This window comes from Anabaenopsis arnoldii (assembly GCF_028331025.1).
GTDB classification, from domain to species: domain Bacteria; phylum Cyanobacteriota; class Cyanobacteriia; order Cyanobacteriales; family Nostocaceae; genus Anabaenopsis; species Anabaenopsis arnoldii.
In genome coordinates this window covers 14,484-34,262 of record NZ_JAQMUH010000087.1, presented here as the reverse complement: position 1 = coordinate 34,262, position 19,779 = coordinate 14,484, and the positions used below count along the sequence as shown (strand labels likewise).

16 protein-coding genes are annotated in these 19,779 nt (G+C 41.4%); 5 read left to right on the top strand and 11 right to left on the bottom strand.

The features are described from left to right. Positions 1–156: 156 nt before the first annotated feature. A complete protein-coding gene (tig, locus tag PN457_RS07175; protein ID WP_271732300.1) occupies positions 157–1,578 on the bottom strand; it encodes a trigger factor in 1,422 nt (473 codons plus the stop codon). Between the two features lie 769 nt (positions 1,579–2,347). Here tig and PN457_RS07170 point away from each other — a divergent pair. The 4 genes from PN457_RS07170 to PN457_RS07155 all read left to right on the top strand — a co-directional run bounded on the left by PN457_RS07170 (position 2,348) and on the right by PN457_RS07155 (position 7,507). After that, complete coding sequence (locus tag PN457_RS07170; protein ID WP_271732298.1) at positions 2,348–3,379, top strand: aspartate-semialdehyde dehydrogenase; 1,032 nt, start codon at positions 2,348–2,350, stop codon at positions 3,377–3,379. Between the two features lie 155 nt (positions 3,380–3,534). Continuing rightward, positions 3,535–4,422: a 4-hydroxy-tetrahydrodipicolinate synthase gene (dapA, locus tag PN457_RS07165; protein WP_271732296.1), complete on the top strand. Its 888-nt coding sequence runs from the start codon at positions 3,535–3,537 to the stop codon at positions 4,420–4,422. Positions 4,423–4,732: 310 nt separating this feature from the next. Further along, on the top strand, positions 4,733–6,505 hold the full coding sequence (locus PN457_RS07160) for a ribonuclease J (RefSeq protein WP_271732295.1): 1,773 nt from the start codon (positions 4,733–4,735) through the stop codon (positions 6,503–6,505). Between the two features lie 624 nt (positions 6,506–7,129). Then, complete coding sequence (locus PN457_RS07155; protein WP_271732293.1) at positions 7,130–7,507, top strand: Mo-dependent nitrogenase C-terminal domain-containing protein; 378 nt, start codon at positions 7,130–7,132, stop codon at positions 7,505–7,507. Positions 7,508–7,574: 67 nt separating this feature from the next. Here PN457_RS07155 and PN457_RS07150 read toward each other — a convergent pair whose 3' ends face one another. Beyond that, positions 7,575–9,515 (bottom strand): caspase family protein, encoded by a 1,941-nt coding sequence (locus PN457_RS07150; RefSeq protein ID WP_271732291.1) that lies wholly within the window; start codon positions 9,513–9,515, stop codon positions 7,575–7,577. Between the two features lie 443 nt (positions 9,516–9,958). Between PN457_RS07150 and rpmF the strand changes: the two genes are divergently transcribed. Beyond that, positions 9,959–10,132, top strand: coding sequence for a 50S ribosomal protein L32 (gene rpmF / locus PN457_RS07145; RefSeq protein ID WP_271732290.1), 174 nt, complete (start codon positions 9,959–9,961; stop codon positions 10,130–10,132). A gap of 94 nt (positions 10,133–10,226) precedes the next feature. On the opposite strand, the gene PN457_RS07140 is transcribed toward rpmF, so the two are convergent. From PN457_RS07140 to groL, 9 genes are all read right to left on the bottom strand, one after another. Continuing rightward, on the bottom strand, positions 10,227–11,609 hold the full coding sequence (locus PN457_RS07140; RefSeq protein WP_271732318.1) for an aldehyde dehydrogenase: 1,383 nt from the start codon (positions 11,607–11,609) through the stop codon (positions 10,227–10,229). A 53-nt stretch (positions 11,610–11,662) separates the two neighbouring features. Beyond that, a complete protein-coding gene (gene ureC / locus PN457_RS07135) occupies positions 11,663–13,369 on the bottom strand; it encodes an urease subunit alpha (RefSeq protein WP_271732289.1) in 1,707 nt (568 codons plus the stop codon). A 66-nt stretch (positions 13,370–13,435) separates the two neighbouring features. Then, on the bottom strand, positions 13,436–13,813 hold the full coding sequence (locus tag PN457_RS07130; RefSeq protein ID WP_271732287.1) for a GxxExxY protein: 378 nt from the start codon (positions 13,811–13,813) through the stop codon (positions 13,436–13,438). A 42-nt stretch (positions 13,814–13,855) separates the two neighbouring features. Beyond that, on the bottom strand, positions 13,856–14,161 hold the full coding sequence (locus PN457_RS07125) for an urease subunit beta (protein ID WP_271732286.1): 306 nt from the start codon (positions 14,159–14,161) through the stop codon (positions 13,856–13,858). A 21-nt stretch (positions 14,162–14,182) separates the two neighbouring features. Continuing rightward, positions 14,183–14,485, bottom strand: a complete 303-nt coding sequence (gene ureA / locus PN457_RS07120) for an urease subunit gamma (RefSeq protein ID WP_271732285.1) — start codon at positions 14,483–14,485, stop codon at positions 14,183–14,185. A 22-nt stretch (positions 14,486–14,507) separates the two neighbouring features. Continuing rightward, positions 14,508–15,341 carry an urease accessory protein UreD gene (locus PN457_RS07115; RefSeq protein ID WP_271732284.1) on the bottom strand — a complete coding sequence of 278 codons (834 nt, stop codon included), beginning with the start codon at positions 15,339–15,341 and terminating at the stop codon, positions 14,508–14,510. 73 nt (positions 15,342–15,414) lie between these two features. After that, positions 15,415–16,710 carry a photosystem II assembly protein gene (locus tag PN457_RS07110; protein WP_271732283.1) on the bottom strand — a complete coding sequence of 432 codons (1,296 nt, stop codon included), beginning with the start codon at positions 16,708–16,710 and terminating at the stop codon, positions 15,415–15,417. Further along, positions 16,703–17,641, bottom strand: coding sequence for an SPL family radical SAM protein (locus PN457_RS07105; protein WP_271732281.1), 939 nt, complete (start codon positions 17,639–17,641; stop codon positions 16,703–16,705). The genes PN457_RS07110 and PN457_RS07105 overlap by 8 nt, the downstream gene beginning before the upstream one ends. 451 nt (positions 17,642–18,092) lie before the next feature. After that, positions 18,093–19,730, bottom strand: coding sequence for a chaperonin GroEL (gene groL / locus PN457_RS07100; RefSeq protein ID WP_271732280.1), 1,638 nt, complete (start codon positions 19,728–19,730; stop codon positions 18,093–18,095). Positions 19,731–19,779 lie beyond the last annotated feature (49 nt).

Here is a 19,779-nt window from a genome sequence, read left to right as displayed (position 1 = left end):
TATAGCTGTGGGTAAACACCCCACCCACGCTAATTTTCAGGCAATATTTCCCTCACAGAGGTGATTAATCACTCTGCGACAAGGAAGTACCGAGTAGGAAAGATTGTTACTCAGCACTTTCTTATACAGACACGATAATTCGCGTCTGTACACCAATTATATTGATTCTGTACTAGCAGAGGTGCTTTGTTCCTCGCCCTGATCTACAGGTGTCTCTAACTCGCCGGAAATTTCTGCTGCTGAACTCAGAGATCCTTCAGGAACAAGTTCCACTGATGAGTGTTGTAGAAGCCAATCGACTATTTTTTCAGTTAACAGTTCGTTTTCCACCACTGAGCGCATTCTTTGGGCGTCAACTTCTTGGTCTGCGTACTGTTCCATCACTTCAGCCACTCTGGTTTCCACTTCTTCAGGCGTGACCTCGATAGATTCCCGTTTACCTACTTCCAGTAATCCCAAAGACTGTTTCAGACGTTGAATGGCTTCATCGCGCGATCGCTCCCGTAATTGGGGTATGATTTCTTGGGTAAACAGCTGTCTCACATCTAATCCTTGCTGAGAAAGCCGCATTGCAGTTTGTGTTAGCATCGCGTCTATTTCCTTATCAATCAAGGTTTGTGGTAGGTCAACCTCCACGTACTTCAACATTTCTGCCAACAAAGCTTGCTGCTGGTTGGATTTAGTTTTTTCCTCAGCCTCTTTTTGATATCGTGCTTCTAAAGAAGCACGCAGTTCATCCAAGCTCTCAAATTCACTAACTTCCTGAGCGAAGTCATCGTTTAATTCTGGTAGTTCTTTTTCCTTCAGTTCTTTAAGTGTAACTGTGAAAATTGCTGCTTTTCCGGCTAAATCTTCGTTTGCGTAAGGATCTGGGAACTGAGCAGCAATTTCTCTGGTTTCTCCCGGATTCATCCCCACCATCCCTGATACAAAGCCGGGGATAAATTTATCTTCTTGCAATTCCAGTTGAAAATCTGTGGCCTCGGCTCCCGGAATTGCTGTCGGTTCGGTTGTTTCCTCTTCGCCTTCACCTTTGGCCAGCACACCTTTAAAATCAACCACAGCCACATCACCAATTTGAGATCCACGTCCTTCCACAGGGATCAGCGTCGCCAACTGTTCCCTTTCCTTTTCTATGACTTCATCAACTCGACTGGATTGGTATTTGATTTCCTCCGCTTTAGCTGTTAAACCGGTATACTGTAGCAGATTAACCTCTGGTTCTACATCTACAGCCGCTAAAAAGGTTAGGGGTTTTCCTGGTTCATAATTACTAATCAATTCCTCAAAAGAAGTCCGCAGTTGTGGTTGTCCAATTGCGGGTATTTCTTCCTGTTTGAGTGCCTTTTCCACGCCATCTTGAAGTATTTCTTCGAGGGCTGCTGCTTTAATACGAGTTATACCCAGCCGTTGTAGCAATATTGGCCGCGGTACTTTACCTTTACGAAACCCAGGAATACTTGTACTACTGGCTAAGTTTTTAATTACCTGTTCATAAGTTTGCTTAGTAATTTCTGGCGTAATCTCGATTTCCAAGCCGATTTGGCTGGCGGGAAGTTTTTCCTGGGTAACTTTCATGCTTCGTCTCTGTATTTATTTCTGATTTTTTTGTCTCCCAGTTGGCACTTGATGCGATTTACCGCTTCTGTGGCTTGATTGCTCTTGCCCTGGGAATGGGGGGAACCCACAAGTTACTCAAAATCCCATATTATTATATGGATGAGTCTTTTCAGTAGATATCCAGTTTACTGCTCATGGCAAAGGACTTGACAATTTATTGCCATAAGTTTAACTATGGAAACTCGCAGTTATGCAAGAACTTTAGCAGTTCTTGTTTTTTCAAATACTGTGATATCTTGTTTCTCAAGTTGTATCTTATGCTAGGAATGGTTCTACTGTTGGTTCTGTGTACCTTGTGGGGCTGAAAGTGACTGTTACCTAAACAGGAAGCTACATTTTTAACTGTGCTGGTTGCAGTCAATCTGAATCATAGTACACCCATCGTGATTCGCAACCCACTTGACAATCTCGATAGTTGTTCGGTTAAAAACTGTCAGCATTACACCATGCTCAAGTGTAGACACTCCTTTTCTTGTACTGGACATGAGGTTGTTGTATAATATTATTATATAATTTTCGGGATAAGTGGAGGAATTGAGCAGCAATAGTAGTTAAATTAAATGTCTTTAACTTCATGTCACCTATAAAATCAATGCACTTTTTGCCGAAAAATCCCATAGAATTAAAAAAAATATTCAAAATAGACCATCACTATTTAGAGATTTAAGTATAAAATATCATCCGGTTGAAAAACAATACAGAGAATCTGGGAAAGGAGAAAGCCGATTTGTCAAAATCATATAGTGTAGGTATTTTGGGAGCAACTGGTGCTGTGGGCACAGAGTTGCTGGAATTACTAGAAAGCCGGAACTTTCCAGTGGGGGAGTTGAAGCTATTGGCATCAGAGCGCAGTGTAGGGAGATCGCTGCGGTTTAAAGGTGAGGATTTACCGGTAGAATTAGTGAGCGATCGCACCTTGGAAAATCTGGACTTAGTTCTAGCCAGTGCTGGGGGTTCTACATCGAAAACTTGGGCAGCAGTGGCTGTGGAAAAAGGTGCGGTAGTAATAGATAATTCCAGCGCCTTTCGGATGAACCCGGAAATTCCCTTGGTAGTACCAGAGGTGAATCCCCTAGCGGCCGCTAACCACAAAGGTATTATCGCCAACCCCAACTGCACAACAATTTTGATGACAGTGGCAATTTGGCCTCTGCATCAAATTAACCCTATTAAACGGATTGTAGTCTCAACCTATCAATCAGCCAGCGGTGCAGGTGCCAAGGCCATGGCAGAAGTCAAAACCCAAGCTAGCGCTATACTACAAGGACAGCAACCGGTGACGGAAGTTTTGCCTTACCCATTGGCGTTTAACTTATTTCCACATAACTCAGCTTTAAACAATTTGGGTTACTGTGAGGAAGAAATGAAAATGGTCAACGAAACCCGCAAGATTTTTAACGACCAACAAATTAGAATTACTGCTACTTGTATTCGGGTTCCTGTACTACGCGCCCATTCCGAAGCAATTAATTTAGAATTTGAAAATCCATTTAGTCCAGATACAGCCAGGGAAATTTTAAGTCACTCTCCTGGCGTAAAATTAATCGAAGATTGGGAAAAGAATTACTTTCCCATGCCCATGGAAGCCACATCTCAGGACGATGTTCTAGTGGGGAGAATTCGTCAGGATATTTCTCACCCTTGCGGCTTGGAACTTTGGCTTTCTGGTGACCAAATCCGTAAAGGGGCGGCGTTAAATGCAGTCCAAATTGCCGAATTATTAGTAGAAAAAAATCTACTAAAATCTGCAAAAAGATAGGTTTATACTGAATAATAGCAATGGAATTTCAGTTATTTTTGGGGAGAAAAATCAAGATGAGTGAATTACCCTTGAAACAAGTTCAGCAATAGGTTATTAAAATAGAGAACCACCAAGAGATAAAAAACTAAAAGGCTAATTAGGAGTGAAACAGGGTGGGAGAATTTGGCAGAGTTTTAACCGCTATGATTACGCCGTTCAAGGCAGACGGCAGTGTCAACTATGATGTAGCCTCAAAACTAGCAGCACATCTAGCTAACAACGGTACAGATACATTGATAGTATGTGGCACAACGGGTGAATCCCCTACCCTAAGCTGGGAAGAGGAATACCAGTTGTTTGTGGAAGTATTGCAAGCGGTGAGTGGAAAAGCCAAGGTGATAGCAGGATGTGGTTCTAATTCCACAAAAGAAGCGATCGCCGCCACCCAAAAAGCTGCTACAATAGGGGTGCATGGTTCATTACAGGTTGTACCTTATTACAACAAACCACCACAATCGGGTCTCTACCAGCACTTTCAAGCCATCGCCCAAGCTTGTCCAGAACTGCCAATACTGTTATATAATGTTCCTGGGCGTACTGGTCAAAATCTGAGTCCAGATACAGTTGCTAAGTTAGCGGAAATTGATAATATTGTTGGTATCAAAGAAGCTAGTGGCAATTTAGACCAGGCGAGTGAAATCCGCCGGTTGACACCAAAAGAATTTGACATTTACTCTGGAGATGATTCCCTAACCCTGCCCTTGTTAGCAATTGGAGCTACAGGCGTTGTGAGTGTAGCTTCTCATCTGGTAGGCAATCAACTACAAGAGATGATCCAAGCTTTTAGTGTGGGAAAAATCGCCAGTGCTAATGAAACTCATCTACAACTATTTCCATTGTTTAAAGCTTTATTTTTAACTACAAATCCCATTCCAATTAAACAAGCATTGAAACTTCAAGGTTGGGATGTCGGTTCAACTCGTCTACCCCTGTGGGAAGCTGACTCAGATGTTACTGATAAGTTAAGAGCAGTGCTGGAAGAACTTAATTTAACTAGATAGTAACTTATTGAATGCTTACTAACTTGAGTGAGAGTAATTTTAACTGGTTTACCAGAGAAATTACTCCGCTAAGACTGTCATAGATATCTGATTTTGTAGATGTAAAAGTGTAGAAGCCCACCGCACAGTAGAGAGATTAGATAAAAGTTATATATGTAAAATGCTTTTTTTTTATAACAGGAATAAATGAACAATCTCACGCAAAATATAGCTGCTTTCAGATAGGAAGCTGGTATTTGATTTCATAACAAGATTGCTGAATTTGAATTTATTAACTCTGAAGAAAAACAACAACAATCCAAGGAAAATAATGGTAAACAACGAAACTAAATCTGCCCTCAAAATTATTCCATTGGGCGGATTACATGAGATTGGCAAAAATACTTGCGTTTTTGAGTATGAGGACGAAATTATTCTTTTAGATGCGGGATTAGCCTTTCCGACCAAAGGAATGCTAGGGGTAAATATTGTCCTACCAGATACAACCTATCTACGGGAGAATCGCCAGAAAATTAAAGGTATGATCGTCACCCACGGTCATGAAGACCATATAGGCGGTATTGCCTTCCACCTCAAGCAATTTGATATCCCGGTAATCTATGGTCCTAGACTAGCAATGGCAATGCTAGAGGGTAAACTAGAAGAAGCAGGGGTACGCGATCGCACCGATTTAAGATCAGTTAGACCCCGGGATGTGGTGCGCATTGGTCAACATTTCTTTGTGGAATATATTCGCAATACCCACTCCATTGCCGACAGCTTTACAGTGGCTATTCATACCCCTTTAGGTGTGGTCATCCACACGGGAGACTTTAAAATCGACCATACACCTGTAGACGGCGAAAACTTTGACTTGCAAAGGCTAGCAGAACACGGTGAACAGGGTGTACTTTGCTTACTGAGTGATTCAACTAACGCAGAAGTACCAGGATATACCCCTTCAGAACGCTCTGTTTATCCCAACCTTGACCGGGAATTTGGTAAAGCTACCGGGCGCTTATTTGTCACTACCTTTGCTTCCAGTGTGCATCGGATCAACATAATTTTACAGTTGGCGCAGAAGCATAAGCGGGTGGTATCAGTTGTTGGTCGCTCCATGCTGAATTTGATTGCTCATGCTCGCAATCTGGGTTACATCAAGTGTGATGATAGTCTGTTCCAGCCATTGCATGCAGTTCGCAATTTGCCCGATGAAAAAGTCTTGATTTTGACAACTGGCTCACAGGGTGAAACCATGGCAGCCATGACCCGCATTGCCAACAAAGAACACTCCCAAATCAAAATCCGCCCAGGGGACACAGTAATATTCTCTGCTAACCCCATTCCTGGCAATACGATCGCGGTGGTCAACACCATCGATAAATTGATGATTCAAGGGGCAAACGTGGTATATGGACGGGACAAGGGTATTCACGTTTCTGGTCACGCCTGTCAAGAAGAACAAAAACTGATGATTGCCTTAACTCGTCCCAAGTTCTTTGTACCATTTCACGGTGAACATAGAATGCTGGTTAAGCACTCGGAAACCGCTCAGAGTATGGGTATTCCTGCCGACAACATGGTAATTATCCAAAATGGCAACATTGTGGAATTAACACAAGATTCTATCCGTGTGGCGGGTACAGTCAGATGTGGTATAGAACTTGTGGATACTACTAGTTCTGGAATGGTGAGCGCTCAAGTTCTCCAAGAACGACAACGTATGTCAGAAGAAGGTATTGTCACCATCGCCACCGCCATTGATTGGAACGGCCAGCTCCTGGCTAAACCAGAAACTCATCTGCGGGGTGTAGTAACTAATGTAGAGCGATCGCTTGTGCAAAAATGGGTACAACAGCGCATTGAAGAAATGCTCAGTGTGCGCTGGTCAGAATTTGCCCAAGTTCGTGAAGGGGAAAGACCCGAAGTAGACTGGGGTGGATTGCAAGGGATGCTAGAGCGAGAGTTGCAACGCTCTATCCGTCGAGAACTACAATGTCAACCAACAGTAACTTTGTTGATGCAAATTCCCGAAGAACCACCTGTCAAGGTTGCTGATGGTAGAAGACGGCGGACTCGCCCCACAGCCCAGGTAGCATCCTAATCATCGCGCCGCACCGGGGTTGAAGATTTGAGAACCCCTGACTTTGACGAGTCGGGGGTTTTTTGGTTCTTCTTAACTAATGATAATAATAGGACTTATGCAAGATTGGACTAAAAACCTGGTTCTGATGTAGGGGTGATTCATGAATTACCCCTACTTTCGTTCTGTTTTGCGTAAGTCCTGAGACATTTAAACGCGGCGATGAATTTAAAACAAGAAGCGGTCAGATTGACCGTGTTAGCCTGTGGACTTCGGTTCATAGTTATCACGTAAGTCATTCTATGGAGCAGATCGGACAAAAGTACTATTTTGGTTTACCAAAGATATTCCCAGCCTTTTTTATGTTAAGTTTTATAAAAGTTACACTAAACCCTGTCTAATGACAGATGGCTTTATTAAAATTTAAAGTATGTCAAGTTATGAATAAGATTGCATGATCACACTACCGATATAGCGACAATTACGATTAACTTGACGTAGTCATAAGTTGGATTATGGCCTAAGTGGCTAGTGTAACGCCCGATTGTGACTTAGTCAGAGAATAATTCCTCCGGCAAAAATCATTGCTACGTTGTATATATTCATCAGTAAGGTGAATAACCTCATTAATATAGAGGATTAACCATGAAGGTATTTGATAATACCACAAAGAAGTTTTTGTTAACAAGCTGGGTATCTTTTAATCAAGGCGATACTAACAAAGCTCCTATAAGTCAGTTACAAGATTCAACTTCCCAGTCTAACCGTGATCTCCTCCAACCCCTGCGCCATTGGGTAGATAGCATTCCAGTTAATAATCGCCAACGATCTCATCTGTTGTGTAAACTGATTCCGGCTCAATGTCCCTTTGAGCGCGATATCAAATTATTTGGTAAAACCCTGTTTCACATTCCGCCCATGTGTAAACTCAATCCTTTATACGAGGAACTCGTGGGTTTACGTTTCCGCGCTCTGTGCTACCTTGCTGACGAATGTGGCGAGGATGTGTCGCAATACTGCTAATACTCAATGCTTTGTTCTTCAGTGAAAAGTTAAGAGTTGGGGGTTAATCCTTAATTCCTAACTCTTTTTAATTCTTCTGGGTAGCCCGCCATTTTTGGATGGCTTCTTGAGCATCTTCGTAAGTTCCTGTCATCTCTGGGACTAAAGTAGCGGTTTCAATTGCTGCTTCGATATTACCTTGCTCTGCTCGAGTCTTCGCCAGTGCCAAAATTTGTGTACTCCATTCATTGATGGATTTTTGGGCGCGATCAAATCCTGGTTGACCTGGTGGTACTCTTTTAGCGACTTCAATGGCACGATTATATGATGATGCTTGTCCCGGTCTAATTAACGCCTCAGCTGCATCTATAACAATATTATTACTTAAATATTGTTTAGCTTCTAACTGCCATTGGGTAATTGCCAGTTGTGCTTGAGAATAAAGGTCTTGGTCAAGAGTAATTAATTGGGCTGCAGCAATGGCACTTGTATATTCTTTTTTTTCGGCACGACCCTCTGCTAACTCTAGGATCATGCGACTCCAAACTTGAATATTCTCCTGAGCTTGTTTGTAGAGTGGGTCACCTGGTTGAATTGCCTTAGCATTGGCGATCGCTTTGCTCAGATCACTGGCTTGGGTTGCTCTCAGAGACATTCTTGATAATTCTGAAACTGCTTGACTGCGCTTTTTAGACTCAGAATTAGAGGAAACTTGGGCATTAGATGGGGTTTGTTGTCTCGGAGTTAATGGTGGTGTTTCAGAGGCTGAAGAATGATTTTGTTCAACTGTTTCGGTGGGAGGTGATGAAGGTGATATTTCTGTAGTCTGTTTGACTTGCAAATATCTTACTTGATTGCGGAGAATAACTATAGAAATCAAAGCGACTACCAGCATAGTACCGCCTCCCCAAAATAAAAACTGTTTCCATAGCGGGGGATCTGTCTGATTCTCGGGTAATGGCGAGTCATCGGCTTGAGGTACATGATGAATGAAGCTCTCCCCTGTAGTAGTTGGGGTGTTCTCTTGGTTGAGATACTGCCCCTGCTGTGAGCCTGGGACTTGTGATTCTGATAATTTGCCAATATCTGGTATAAAGTTCGGCAAATTCACAGAGGGTGATTGACTACCCAGGGTAGTTTCCACACCCAGGTATTCTCCCCACATAGTCACGTTTTGCGTCTTGGGTAAATTGGGGGGGGTTGTTGCGCCCAGAACAGGCGCTGTGACGGACACGGCAAAGCTTTCCTCCGGAAAAATAACTGGTTCGGCTTTAACTGGTTCCTTGTGGCTTTGCATCTCAAACTGCGGTAATATCGCTTCTGGGTGAGATGGAAATATCGTTACCGGGGTTTGGACAGGTCGCCAATAGTGTTGACATAATTCTGGGGTAAGAACACTTAAATAGCTGTCTAGATCGGCTAAGTGAGTGGCATTACCAGAACGCAAAGCTTCTAATAATGCGGCTGTGAAGAACCCATGACCCAGTTCGCTACTTTCATGGGAGAATTCATCACATTGGCAAGAAAGAATGGCCGCAATTTGTAGTTCTTTAGCCAGTTCTATGGTTTCTGCTCCCACGGGGCTATTTGCTTGGGTGCCAAAAGCACGATTGATGTCCAGCAGCAGCACTGTATTAACTTCAGCCAATTGCAGACTTTGCATCAGCGATCGCAATTCTATGCCAGTTTCTGCCACCAATTCCGGATTTCCTTCCACTGGCATTAAGTAATCTTTGCCCTTGTAACTCACCCCATAACCGCTAAAGAATAACCACAGATGATCTTGTGGTTGCCAACAACCCGCGGTCAAATCCTCCAACAACAGCAGAATATTCTGCTTAGTGGGATAGGTCGATATATCCCCAATGGGAGGCGAGGACTGTGTCATCAATAAACAGCGCTGCTGTAGTAACCCTCCCTCTTCAACCAAAAAACTATTTAACACCTCGGCATCTGCTTGAGCGCAACGTAAGGGTTGAAAGAACTGATATTGATTGATGCCAATTGTGATCGCCCAGTAATTTGCCATCCCGCTCTTTGTAGGTTATTGATTCTTGTATTGCCTAAAATTGCGCTCGGCTTTGCTGAAAAAACAAAGCTAACCTATGTTTTATACTTTTTGCAGAATCTGATCCAGTAACTGAAATATAAGCATTTTTTATGCTATCATGATTAAATTATGATATTTATTAAATATCATATTACCAGTGATCACTGAGGTCGATTAGGCTACACTCAAGAATATTGCTCAAGCAAGATCATTGATCATCCTCTTTACATTTATTTATTGGCCAAATTGGCAAAAAGATCCGGATATTTCCCTGAATTATTTGACTGTAAACGGCAATTGATTTGTAAATATTCCCAAATTGATCGCGCAAATCGGAATTTTGCCATTTGAAACCGCCCCTATAAAAGTCGAGTTTATAGCTTAGAATAGGGAGGTTGTCAAAAATTGCGAGATCCGCTAGTATGGCTGTCCCTAAGAAGAAAACATCCAAATCAAAACGAGATAAGCGTCGAGCCACCTGGAGACATAAAGCTGCTGTCGAAGCCCAAAAGGCTCTTTCTCTGGGTAAGTCAATTTTGTCTGGACGTTCTACCTTTGTCTATCCCACCGCTGAAGAAGACGAAGCAGAATCATAATTTTCTGGACAAGCTAGGCTTTAGATTTATAGGTTACGGTAATGAGTAATCGGGAAACCCCGTTACCCATTACTGGTGGTCTTCAATAGAAGTTCTAGCCCAGAATTCGTTTTAAGGCAGATAATTTGCCTTGGTAGGGAGCGTATCGCCAGTCTAAATCCAACCAAAAAGAATTTTTTAACACACTTTTGTCATGAGAAAAGGTGTCAAAACTTGCTTTTCCATGATAGCTACCAATCCCACTGTCACCTACACCACCAAAGGGTAAAGATGACACACCTACTTGCATTACTGTGTCGTTTATACACACTCCACCCGATGAGGTTGCCTGTAAAACTTGTTTTTGCAGGGTCTGATTCTGAGTAAATATATATAAAGCTAAGGGTTTGGGACGGGAGTTAATTAAGGCGATCGCTTCTGTAATATCTGTATATTCAATTATAGGCAGGATAGGGCCAAATATTTCTTCTTCCATGACTGGATCTGTTAAAGAAACATGATCAAGTAACGTAGGAGCGATATAAAGTTCCTCAGCTTTGGTTTCTCCCCCTATAATAATTTGCCCGTTTTCAATCAGATTAACCAATCTGTCAAATTGCTTTCGACTGATTATCCTGGCATAATCTGGACTATTTGCCGGATTATCTCCATAAAATTCTTTGAGGCATTTTTTCAGACCATCTACTAAATCTTGTTTGATTTTTTGATGAACTAACAAATAATCAGGTGCAATACAAGTTTGTCCTGCATTGATAAATTTTCCCCAAGTTATGCGTTTAACCGTATGTTCAAGATGAATATCAGTATCTACAATACAGGGACTTTTACCGCCTAATTCTAAAGTAACTGGTGTGAGATGTTTAGCTGCGGCGGCCATGATAATTTTGCCAACTTTTGTCCCACCAGTGAAAAAGATATGATCAAACTTTTCTGCTAGGAGTTTTTCACTGGTTTCTATACCTCCTTCTACTACGGCGATATACTCTGACGGAAAATACTTACCAATGATTTCAGCTAATAAATTAGAAGTATGGGGCGCAATTTCTGAAGGCTTGATAATAGCACAATTACCCGCTGCGATCGCACCTACTAAAGGAGAAATAATTAGCTGTAAAGGATAGTTCCAAGGACCGATAATTAAAACCACCCCTAGAGGTTCTGGATATATTTTAGCCGAGTAGGTGAAAAACTTCCAGGGAACTGGTGCTTGTTTCGGTTTAGTCCAACTCTTGAGGTGTTTGATAGCGTAATCTATTTCAGTGACTACACCAATTTCTATAGCATAAGTTTCAAATTCCGGTTTATGTAAGTCTGCTTTTAGTGCTTGAATTATTGCTTGTTCATTGTCAAGTACTGCTTGTTTAAGAATTTTCAGTTGTTCCAGGCGAAAAGTAATATCTTTTGTTTTACCAGTTTGAAAAAATTCCCGTTGATTATAGAGCATCTCAGGAATATTGAGTAAATTGTCACATAACATATTTGTAACTATTTGTCCAGGCATTTAAATTTATTCTCCAGTAGTTAAATGATCTAAAACAGAAAATATCTTTGCGCCATGGGTAAAACCTTGGCGGGTTCACAAGTCAACAATTCACCATCAGCTCTCACCTCATAGGTTTCTGGGTCAACTTCAATGCGTGGGAGCGCATCATTTAGCCTCATATCTCCTTTACTGATTTGACGTGTCCCCGAAACAGCAACTATGGACTTTTGTAAACCCAATTGGCTGTTAATTTCCCTTTGTACTGCAGCTTGGGAAACAAAAGTTAAAGATGTAGCGTGACGCGCACCCGCAAAACTAGCAAACATAGGGCGCATATGTACTGGTTGGGGTGTGGGAATACTAGCATTAGCATCACCCATCTGTGACCACGCAATCATCCCACCTTTAATGACAATTTCTGGTTTCACACCAAAAAACGCTGGTCGCCACAAGCACAAGTCTGCTAGTTTCCCTGGTTCTACAGAGCCGACATACTGAGAAATACCATGAGTAACTGCAGGATTAATCGTATATTTTGCAATATATCTCTTGGCGCGATTATTATCCGCAAGTCCATCCCCCGCAAGGCTCCCCCGTTGCACCTTCATTTTATGGGCTGTTTGCCAGGTACGAATTATTACTTCTCCTACCCTACCCATAGCTTGAGAATCGGAGGCAATCATACTAAACGCGCCTAGGTCATGTAGAATATCCTCAGCGGCGATGGTTTCTCGGCGGATACGGGACTCAGCAAAAGCCACATCTTCGGGAATGCTAGGGTCGAGGTGATGACATACCATCAACATATCTAGATGTTCCTCTAAGGTGTTGACAGTGTAAGGGCGTGTGGGGTTGGTAGAAGATGGTAAAACATTGGCTTGTCCGCAAACCTTAATAATATCTGGAGCGTGTCCACCCCCTGCACCTTCAGTATGGTAAGTATGGATAGCACGATGTTTAAAAGCGGCGATGGTATCCTCTACAAACCCGGCTTCGTTGAGAGTGTCTGTGTGAATTGCTACTTGCACATCATATTCATCAGCTACACCCAAACAAGTATCAATAGTGGTGGGGGTAGTTCCCCAGTCTTCATGGAGTTTTAACCCCATCGCACCTGCTAAAATTTGTTCTACTATTCCTTGGGGTTGACTGGTGTTACCTTTACCCAAAAAGCCTAAATTCATGGGGAACGCATCAGCAGCTTGTAACATCCGGTGCATATTCCAAGGTCCAGGGGTGCAGGTGGTAGCGTTTGTTCCTGTAGCAGGTCCAGTACCACCACCCAACATAGTAGTAATCCCAGAAGCGATCGCCACCTCAATTTGCTGAGGACAAATAAAATGAATATGACTATCAATACCCCCAGCAGTGATGATCATTCCCTCCCCAGCTAAAGCTTCCGTACCCGGGCCAATAATAATATCTATATTGTCTTGAATATAAGGATTTCCCGCCTTACCGATTTTGAAAATTTTACCGTCTTTAATGCCAATATCTGCCTTGACCACACCCCACCAGTCGAGAATTAAGGCGTTTGTAATCACTAAATCTACCGCGCCATCGGCGTTAGAAATGGGGGATTGTCCCATTCCGTCTCTAATAACTTTACCGCCACCAAATTTCACTTCATCGCCATAGGTGGTAAAATCTTGTTCTACTTCAATAAATAATTCTGTGTCAGCTAGTCTAATGCGATCGCCTACTGTAGGGCCATAGGTTTCGGCGTAGGCTTGACGAGAAATTCTATAAGGCATAGTAAATTGCTCCTAATTATATTTAAACGCAAAGGTACGCAAAGGAAAGCGCAAAGGTACGCAAAGTTAGAGTTGGTGAACTACACGTTTGATTCCTTCTTTGAGGAGGGTGACATTAAAGTTGATGAGGAGACCAAGTTTACAGTTAGCCAGTTTTAGGTAAGTTAAAAGTTGTACTGCGTGAATTGGTTTAAATGATTCTACGGTTTTGACTTCAATAATTACCTTATTTTCTACCATTAAATCTAATCTATAGACACAATCCAATTTGACATTTTCATACATCAGGTGTAGTGGAACTTGCTTACTCACATTTAATCCCTGTTTCCTCAATTCATAATCCAAACATTCCTCATAGGCCGACTCTAATAAACCTGGACCTAGGACAGTATGCACCCGCATTGCACAACCAATAATTATCCGACTCAAATCATTCTCATCCATACCTTTGCGTCCCTTTGCGTCTACCTTTGCGCCCCTTTGCGTTTAAAGACTTCCATTAACTTTGCTATTAAACCCGTAAACTTGACGACTCCCTACTAAGGGTATTAGGGTAACTTGTTTTTGGTCTCCCGGTTCAAATCTTATTGCTGTTCCTGCGGGAATATCAAGTCGCATTCCCCGCGCTTGTTCCCGGTCAAAATCTAAGGCTGGATTCACTTCATAAAAGTGAAAATGGGAACCTACTTGAATCGGTCGATCGCCTGTATTTGCAACTTGTAGTTTAATGGTAGGACGACCTGCATTTAATTCTATGTCGCCATCTGGTGTAATAATTTCCCCTGGAATCATGGTTTTACTTTTACCTAATAATTATCTAATGGGATTATGTACAGTTACTAACTTAGTACCATCGGGAAAGGTTGCTTCTATCTGGACTTCTTGTACCATTTCGGGTATACCTGGCATAACATCATCTTTTGTTAATACGGTTGTCCCATAAGTCATTAGTTCTGCTACAGTTTGCCCATCTCTTGCTCCTTCTAAAATAGCAGCGGAAATATAGGCGACTGCTTCTGGATAGTTTAATTTTAAACCCCTATTTTTACGTCTCTCTGCTAATAAGGCGGCGGTGAAAATCAGCAGTTTATCTTTTTCCTGGGGTGTCAGTTGCATTCTCTTATCCTCTATGCTTTGTTCAAACCTGCCATACTCTGGGTACGCAGCTACTACGATTTAAAACGGATACTCGTAGTAATTGCCAAATAGCTGTAAACCAGTTTCTCACTTCTGATGTGGAAGTACCACGATATCGACACAAAAATCCATTTTGTAACTGTGTCATACCGATATCCCCAGTACCCACCCATAAATTCCGCATTTTTGCCAAGGTTTCCCCAGAAATAGGGTTTCCTACCCAAACCAGACTACCTACTATTGGTTGTCCCGCTAAACCATGAGGACTGTGAAAAACCTCTTCGCTACCGGGTAACCATTGGCGATCAATCCACAGGGGAAGGCCTTCCTGCCAAATTTCTGTGTGCGATCGCCATTCTCCTTGGAAAAATTTTTCACCCCTCGCAGTCCGACCAAATCGGGTAATTTCCCAACCTAACCAACTGGCTCCCGGTGCTAATTCTACCCGTAAATCTTGGCGATAAATTGCTCCGTTAAATATTATTGTTTCTTGGGGGAGCCATTCTAAACAAGCACCTGCATCAATTTGGATGTTTATATTTTGCCTGGCTTGTAGTCCGTTACTTCTGTATATTTTACTGGCTGCTGCTGTGGTAATTAATGCTTTTGCTTGGGGTTGGAGGTGGAGGTTATAGGATAGGCGATCGCCCCCTACGACACCCCCCGCAGTGTGTAATATCACACTATGACAAATTTTTGCCCCCTCTGGATAAAAAGGCCGTTGTACCTTCAGGGGTGCTTGCTGGTGACTGTGAATTAACTCGGTATTATTCAGGCGATCGGCATATACTAGATTAAGTTTGCCATGCCAACCTTCTGCGGGATTAGAACTCATTTATAAAATTAAACCTTTACACCTTCAGGACTGAGTTTATATAATTAAAAAACTTTAAATTTTACCCTTTTCATCAAGCTTTGATATTCTGCTGTTGTGCCAAAATTACATAATCATCTAATTTATAGTGAGAATCATGCTTTTGATCAAAATATTTCTGGATCATTGGACTCATATTTACTTGCTTCGGTAAATTTTCCGTAGCAAACCTAGCAAATTTAGCAGGATCGGATGATCGGGAATCTGTAGATGTTAAATATCTATACCAAACCAGCTTTAAACCTAAATCAGAAACAAACTTAATAACAATATTTCTTTCCTGTTCTAAATCTTCACTTTGTGGACATTTATAAAACTTAAATAATTTCTTATCTTGTATTACTAGGATAACATAACCTTGTGCATTTAAACTTTTAGCAATAATTTGTTGATAAATATGATGAACCTGTATCCTTTTATTTCTATCAGAAAAGAAACAGTGCGAAATAATAATGAAGTCAAAAAAATCACCAGGTAAATTAGCAGCTTGATAATTCCAACTAAAAACGTCAGAAGTAACAAAGCGAAAGTAGGTATTAATAGGCGTTATCTGGGACTCAATATATCGGCGCCAAAACTGCAGTCCTCTAAACTGGAAATCATCTTGCTGTTCTAAAGAGTAATAAGATATATGAATTGGAGGAATTTTACAAAAATTAACAGCACTTTTAAAAAATAAAGCTAAAGCATAAGCAACTGTTCCTGGACCTGCTGCAATATCAAGAATTTTTACCTGACTTGGTAGTAAGCCATCCTGATAAACCAAAAACCAAGCTAAATATAAACAATATACATTCTCTAAAAAAAACTTCATAAAATAGACATGGGGAGTTAAACTGAAATTATAGTTTGGATCTTGTCCAATTTTTAACTTATTAATGTCTTTTACGGCATCTTTTATTCTAATATCTAACTGTTCTTGAGAAAATTTTCTAAACTCTACTTTTAGATATTCAACCAGAGTAGCTTCAAACTCATCAAATATTTGTTGGTCGATACCGGTAACCTGTAGTTTATATTCATCATGCTGAACTAAATTAAAATTTTCATTGACAAATTTAATAAAGTTTTTTTCTGGTACTAATGTTATATTATCTGTTTGATGACGCTCATCTGTTATTTGTTTAGTTAAATTTGCTACTTCCCTTTTATAGTCTTGAGAATAACGGTCAAGTTGCAATTTATCTCTAAATAATTTCTCTATCCAGGAAAAACTTGCACCTGATTGTTGAATAGCTTGCAATAATTGCTCTGCTTTTTTAGTATCACCACGTTTTAATGCTGAGTTAAATTGCTGACTACGCCACCAATTAGCAATCGGATTACTCATATCCAAATCCCTCTTTACCTTCTTTAATTTCTACACCAGGAAGTTGATTAAATAGTTTTTCTTTAAATTTGACATAGCTAAAATTTTCTGCATTATACCACCAATCATATTTTTGCTTTATCTCCCTGGCTTCCTGACGAGTTGATGCTATGAGAGAACGATTATGATTAAGATGAAAATCTTGAATTACGACTCTATCAGCAACAGCTAACTTACTAATAAAAGCAGCTTCATCACTGGGTAAAGTAGGTAGTAATGGAGTGATTGTAATAGATATTTTTGGTACGAAACCTTTGAAGGAGTCAATACTTTGCTTAAGTTTAATTATGGCATTTAATCTGGCTTTAATGCTAGGCGATCGCGATTCAAAATCTTTTCTAACTGATTCACTTCCAGTGGGAATACTCATATTAATACGTAAGCGTTTAAATCGTTGTAAATAATCAATATCTCTTGTAATAATTGGACTTCGAGTTTGAATTACTAATGTTGGTGTGGCATAGCCATCATTCCTAACATCTAGCATTACGTCTAACAACCTCCGAGTCAACTGATGGCGAGATTCCAGAGGTTGATAAGGATCTGTAACGCTACTCATGTAAATTCTGGGAGGAGTTTGAGGGTGTTGCTTATACCATTTTTGTAATTCCTTAGTCAAAACTTGGGCAGAATTTTCTTTAAAAATTACCCATTTACCCCAATCATCCCGCATCTTACTATTGGGACTAAATGCAGCCGCATAACAATAACTACACCCATACTGACAACCCCGATAAGGATTCAGCGTAAAATCATAATCACCAATAAAACCAGTTGCCTTTGTCAGTAATGATTTAGCATTTTGTCCATAAACATTAGTGTCTCCAAATTTTTCTCTAACTAATTTATTTAGTTTTACTTCGTAATAACCTTCATATTTTAAGTGTGTCATGTCAGAATATTAGTTACTTTTTGGGGTAATTGGGATAATAAAGTTTGTGGTCGTTCATTTGATATTAAAGATTATAAGCTTTGTATTTCTTCTATTAATCACGTAAGAATTGCTCTAATATTCTTTGAATCGCTAGGTTGCATAACAACCTCATTCCTCATCATGTTCATGTGGGGAAAATTGGGTAAATCAGGAAAATATCGACATTGTGCGCAAATTTATAGCATTTCCTAAGCAACTGAGGTACGCCTAAATCTTTCTAAACAAGCTTGTTACCATTGAATCTGTACTTCACAAAATTGAGACACGCTATATTTAATTAAGTTGATGATATTATAAGACGTCTTTTTTATTAATTATTACATTTACTCACTCTGGGTTGTGATTGCCACAAAAAAAGCCCCACCCACAAGGGAATGGAGCTTTTTTAATTTATGTGACTTAGAGAGTATTAGTAATCGAAGTCACCGCCACCCATACCAGCGCCACCAGCAGGAGCAGCGTCTTTAGGTTCTGGCTTGTCAACGATAATACATTCGGTTGTCAACACCATACCAGCGATCGAAGCAGCATTTTGCAGAGCAGAACGAGTTACTTTCGCAGGGTCAACAATACCAGCGGCTAACAAATCAACGAATTCATTGGTAGCAGCATTGTAACCAACGTTGAATTCTTTCTCTTTGACCCGTTCAGCAATGACAGCACCATTCTGACCGGCGTTTTCAGCAATCCGCTTCAGAGGCGCTGGTAAAGCCCGAACTACAATCAAAGCACCTGTTAATTCTTCACCGGTAAGGGTGCTGTTAGCCCACTCTTCCAGGCTAGGAGCCAGATGAGCTAAAGTTGTACCACCGCCGGGAACGATACCTTCTTCTACAGCCGCTTTGGTAGCGTTGATAGCATCTTCCAGGCGTAGCTTCTTATCTTTCATTTCGGTTTCGGTGGCAGCACCCACTTTGACCACAGCTACACCACCAGAGAGTTTAGCAAGACGTTCTTGTAACTTCTCTTTGTCGTAGGAAGATTCGGTTTCTTCCATCTGACGACGGATTTGTTCACAACGAGCCTTAACAGCAACTTCATTACCTTCAGCAACAATGGTGGTGTTGTCTTTGGTAATGGTCACACGGCGAGCTTTACCCAGGCTTTCTAGCTTGGTGTTTTCTAGCTTCAAACCAGCGTCTTCGGTAATTAATTGACCACCAGTGAGAACGGCGATATCTTCGAGCATAGCTTTACGGCGATCGCCAAAGCCAGGAGCTTTTACAGCCGCAACATTTAACACACCACGCAGACGGTTAACCACCAAGGTAGCTAAAGCTTCTTTTTCAATATCCTCAGCGATAATCACTAAAGGACGACCAGCACGAGCTACTTGCTCGAGAACTGGTACCAAATCTTGTACCAAAGCGATTTTTTTATCGGTGAGCAGCAGGAAAGGCTCATCAAAAACCGTTTCCATGCGTTCAGCATCGGTGGCAAAGTAGGGAGAGATATAGCCCTTGTCAAAGCGCATCCCTTCGGTAATTTCTAGCTCGGTGGTCATAGATTTCCCTTCTTCGAGAGAAATTACGCCTTCCTTGCCTACTTTGTCCATTGCTTGGGCAATCATCTGGCCGACTTCTTCATCGTTACCAGCTGAAATCGAAGCAACTTGGGCAATGGATTTAGAATCTTCTACTGGACGGGCGTGTTGAGCAATCTTATCTACTAAAAAGCCTGCAGCCTTATCAATACCACGCTTCAGGGAAATTGCATTAGCACCAGCTGCAACGTTGCGTAAGCCTTCTTTGACCATGGCGTGGGCTAAAACGGTGGCAGTGGTGGTACCATCCCCAGCCGCGTCGTTGGTCTTAGAAGCAGCTTGACGAATCAACGCCACGCCTGTATTTTCAATGTGGTCTTCTAATTCGATTTCTTTGGCGATGGTTACACCGTCATTAACGATTTGGGGTGCGCCAAATTTCTTTTCGAGGACTACGTTACGACCTTTAGGGCCTAGGGTGACAGCTACAGCCTCAGCCAAGATGTCAATGCCTCGCTCGAGGGCGCGACGGGCGTTTTCGTTATAGATAATGCGCTTTGCCATAGGTATCTCTATTCAGGGAGTAAGTCAAGATTTTTGATTGGACTTTAGG

Excerpts from the sequence above, each read along its gene's own strand:
- tig (WP_271732300.1), bottom strand. The coding sequence starts at position 1,578 with ATGAAAGTTACCCAGGAAAAACTTCCCGCCAGCCAAATCGGCTTGGAA.
- PN457_RS07160 (WP_271732295.1), top strand. The coding sequence starts at position 4,733 with ATGGTAAACAACGAAACTAAATCTGCCCTCAAAATTATTCCATTGGGC.
- PN457_RS07155 (WP_271732293.1), top strand. The coding sequence starts at position 7,130 with ATGAAGGTATTTGATAATACCACAAAGAAGTTTTTGTTAACAAGCTGG.
- PN457_RS07150 (WP_271732291.1), bottom strand. The coding sequence starts at position 9,515 with ATGGCAAATTACTGGGCGATCACAATTGGCATCAATCAATATCAGTTC.
- rpmF (WP_271732290.1), top strand. The coding sequence starts at position 9,959 with ATGGCTGTCCCTAAGAAGAAAACATCCAAATCAAAACGAGATAAGCGT.
- PN457_RS07140 (WP_271732318.1), bottom strand. The coding sequence starts at position 11,609 with ATGTTATGTGACAATTTACTCAATATTCCTGAGATGCTCTATAATCAA.
- ureC (WP_271732289.1), bottom strand. The coding sequence starts at position 13,369 with ATGCCTTATAGAATTTCTCGTCAAGCCTACGCCGAAACCTATGGCCCT.
- PN457_RS07130 (WP_271732287.1), bottom strand. The coding sequence starts at position 13,813 with ATGGATGAGAATGATTTGAGTCGGATAATTATTGGTTGTGCAATGCGG.
- PN457_RS07125 (WP_271732286.1), bottom strand. The coding sequence starts at position 14,161 with ATGATTCCAGGGGAAATTATTACACCAGATGGCGACATAGAATTAAAT.
- ureA (WP_271732285.1), bottom strand. The coding sequence starts at position 14,485 with ATGCAACTGACACCCCAGGAAAAAGATAAACTGCTGATTTTCACCGCC.
- PN457_RS07115 (WP_271732284.1), bottom strand. The coding sequence starts at position 15,341 with ATGAGTTCTAATCCCGCAGAAGGTTGGCATGGCAAACTTAATCTAGTA.
- PN457_RS07110 (WP_271732283.1), bottom strand. The coding sequence starts at position 16,710 with ATGAGTAATCCGATTGCTAATTGGTGGCGTAGTCAGCAATTTAACTCA.
- PN457_RS07105 (WP_271732281.1), bottom strand. The coding sequence starts at position 17,641 with ATGACACACTTAAAATATGAAGGTTATTACGAAGTAAAACTAAATAAA.
- groL (WP_271732280.1), bottom strand. The coding sequence starts at position 19,730 with ATGGCAAAGCGCATTATCTATAACGAAAACGCCCGTCGCGCCCTCGAG.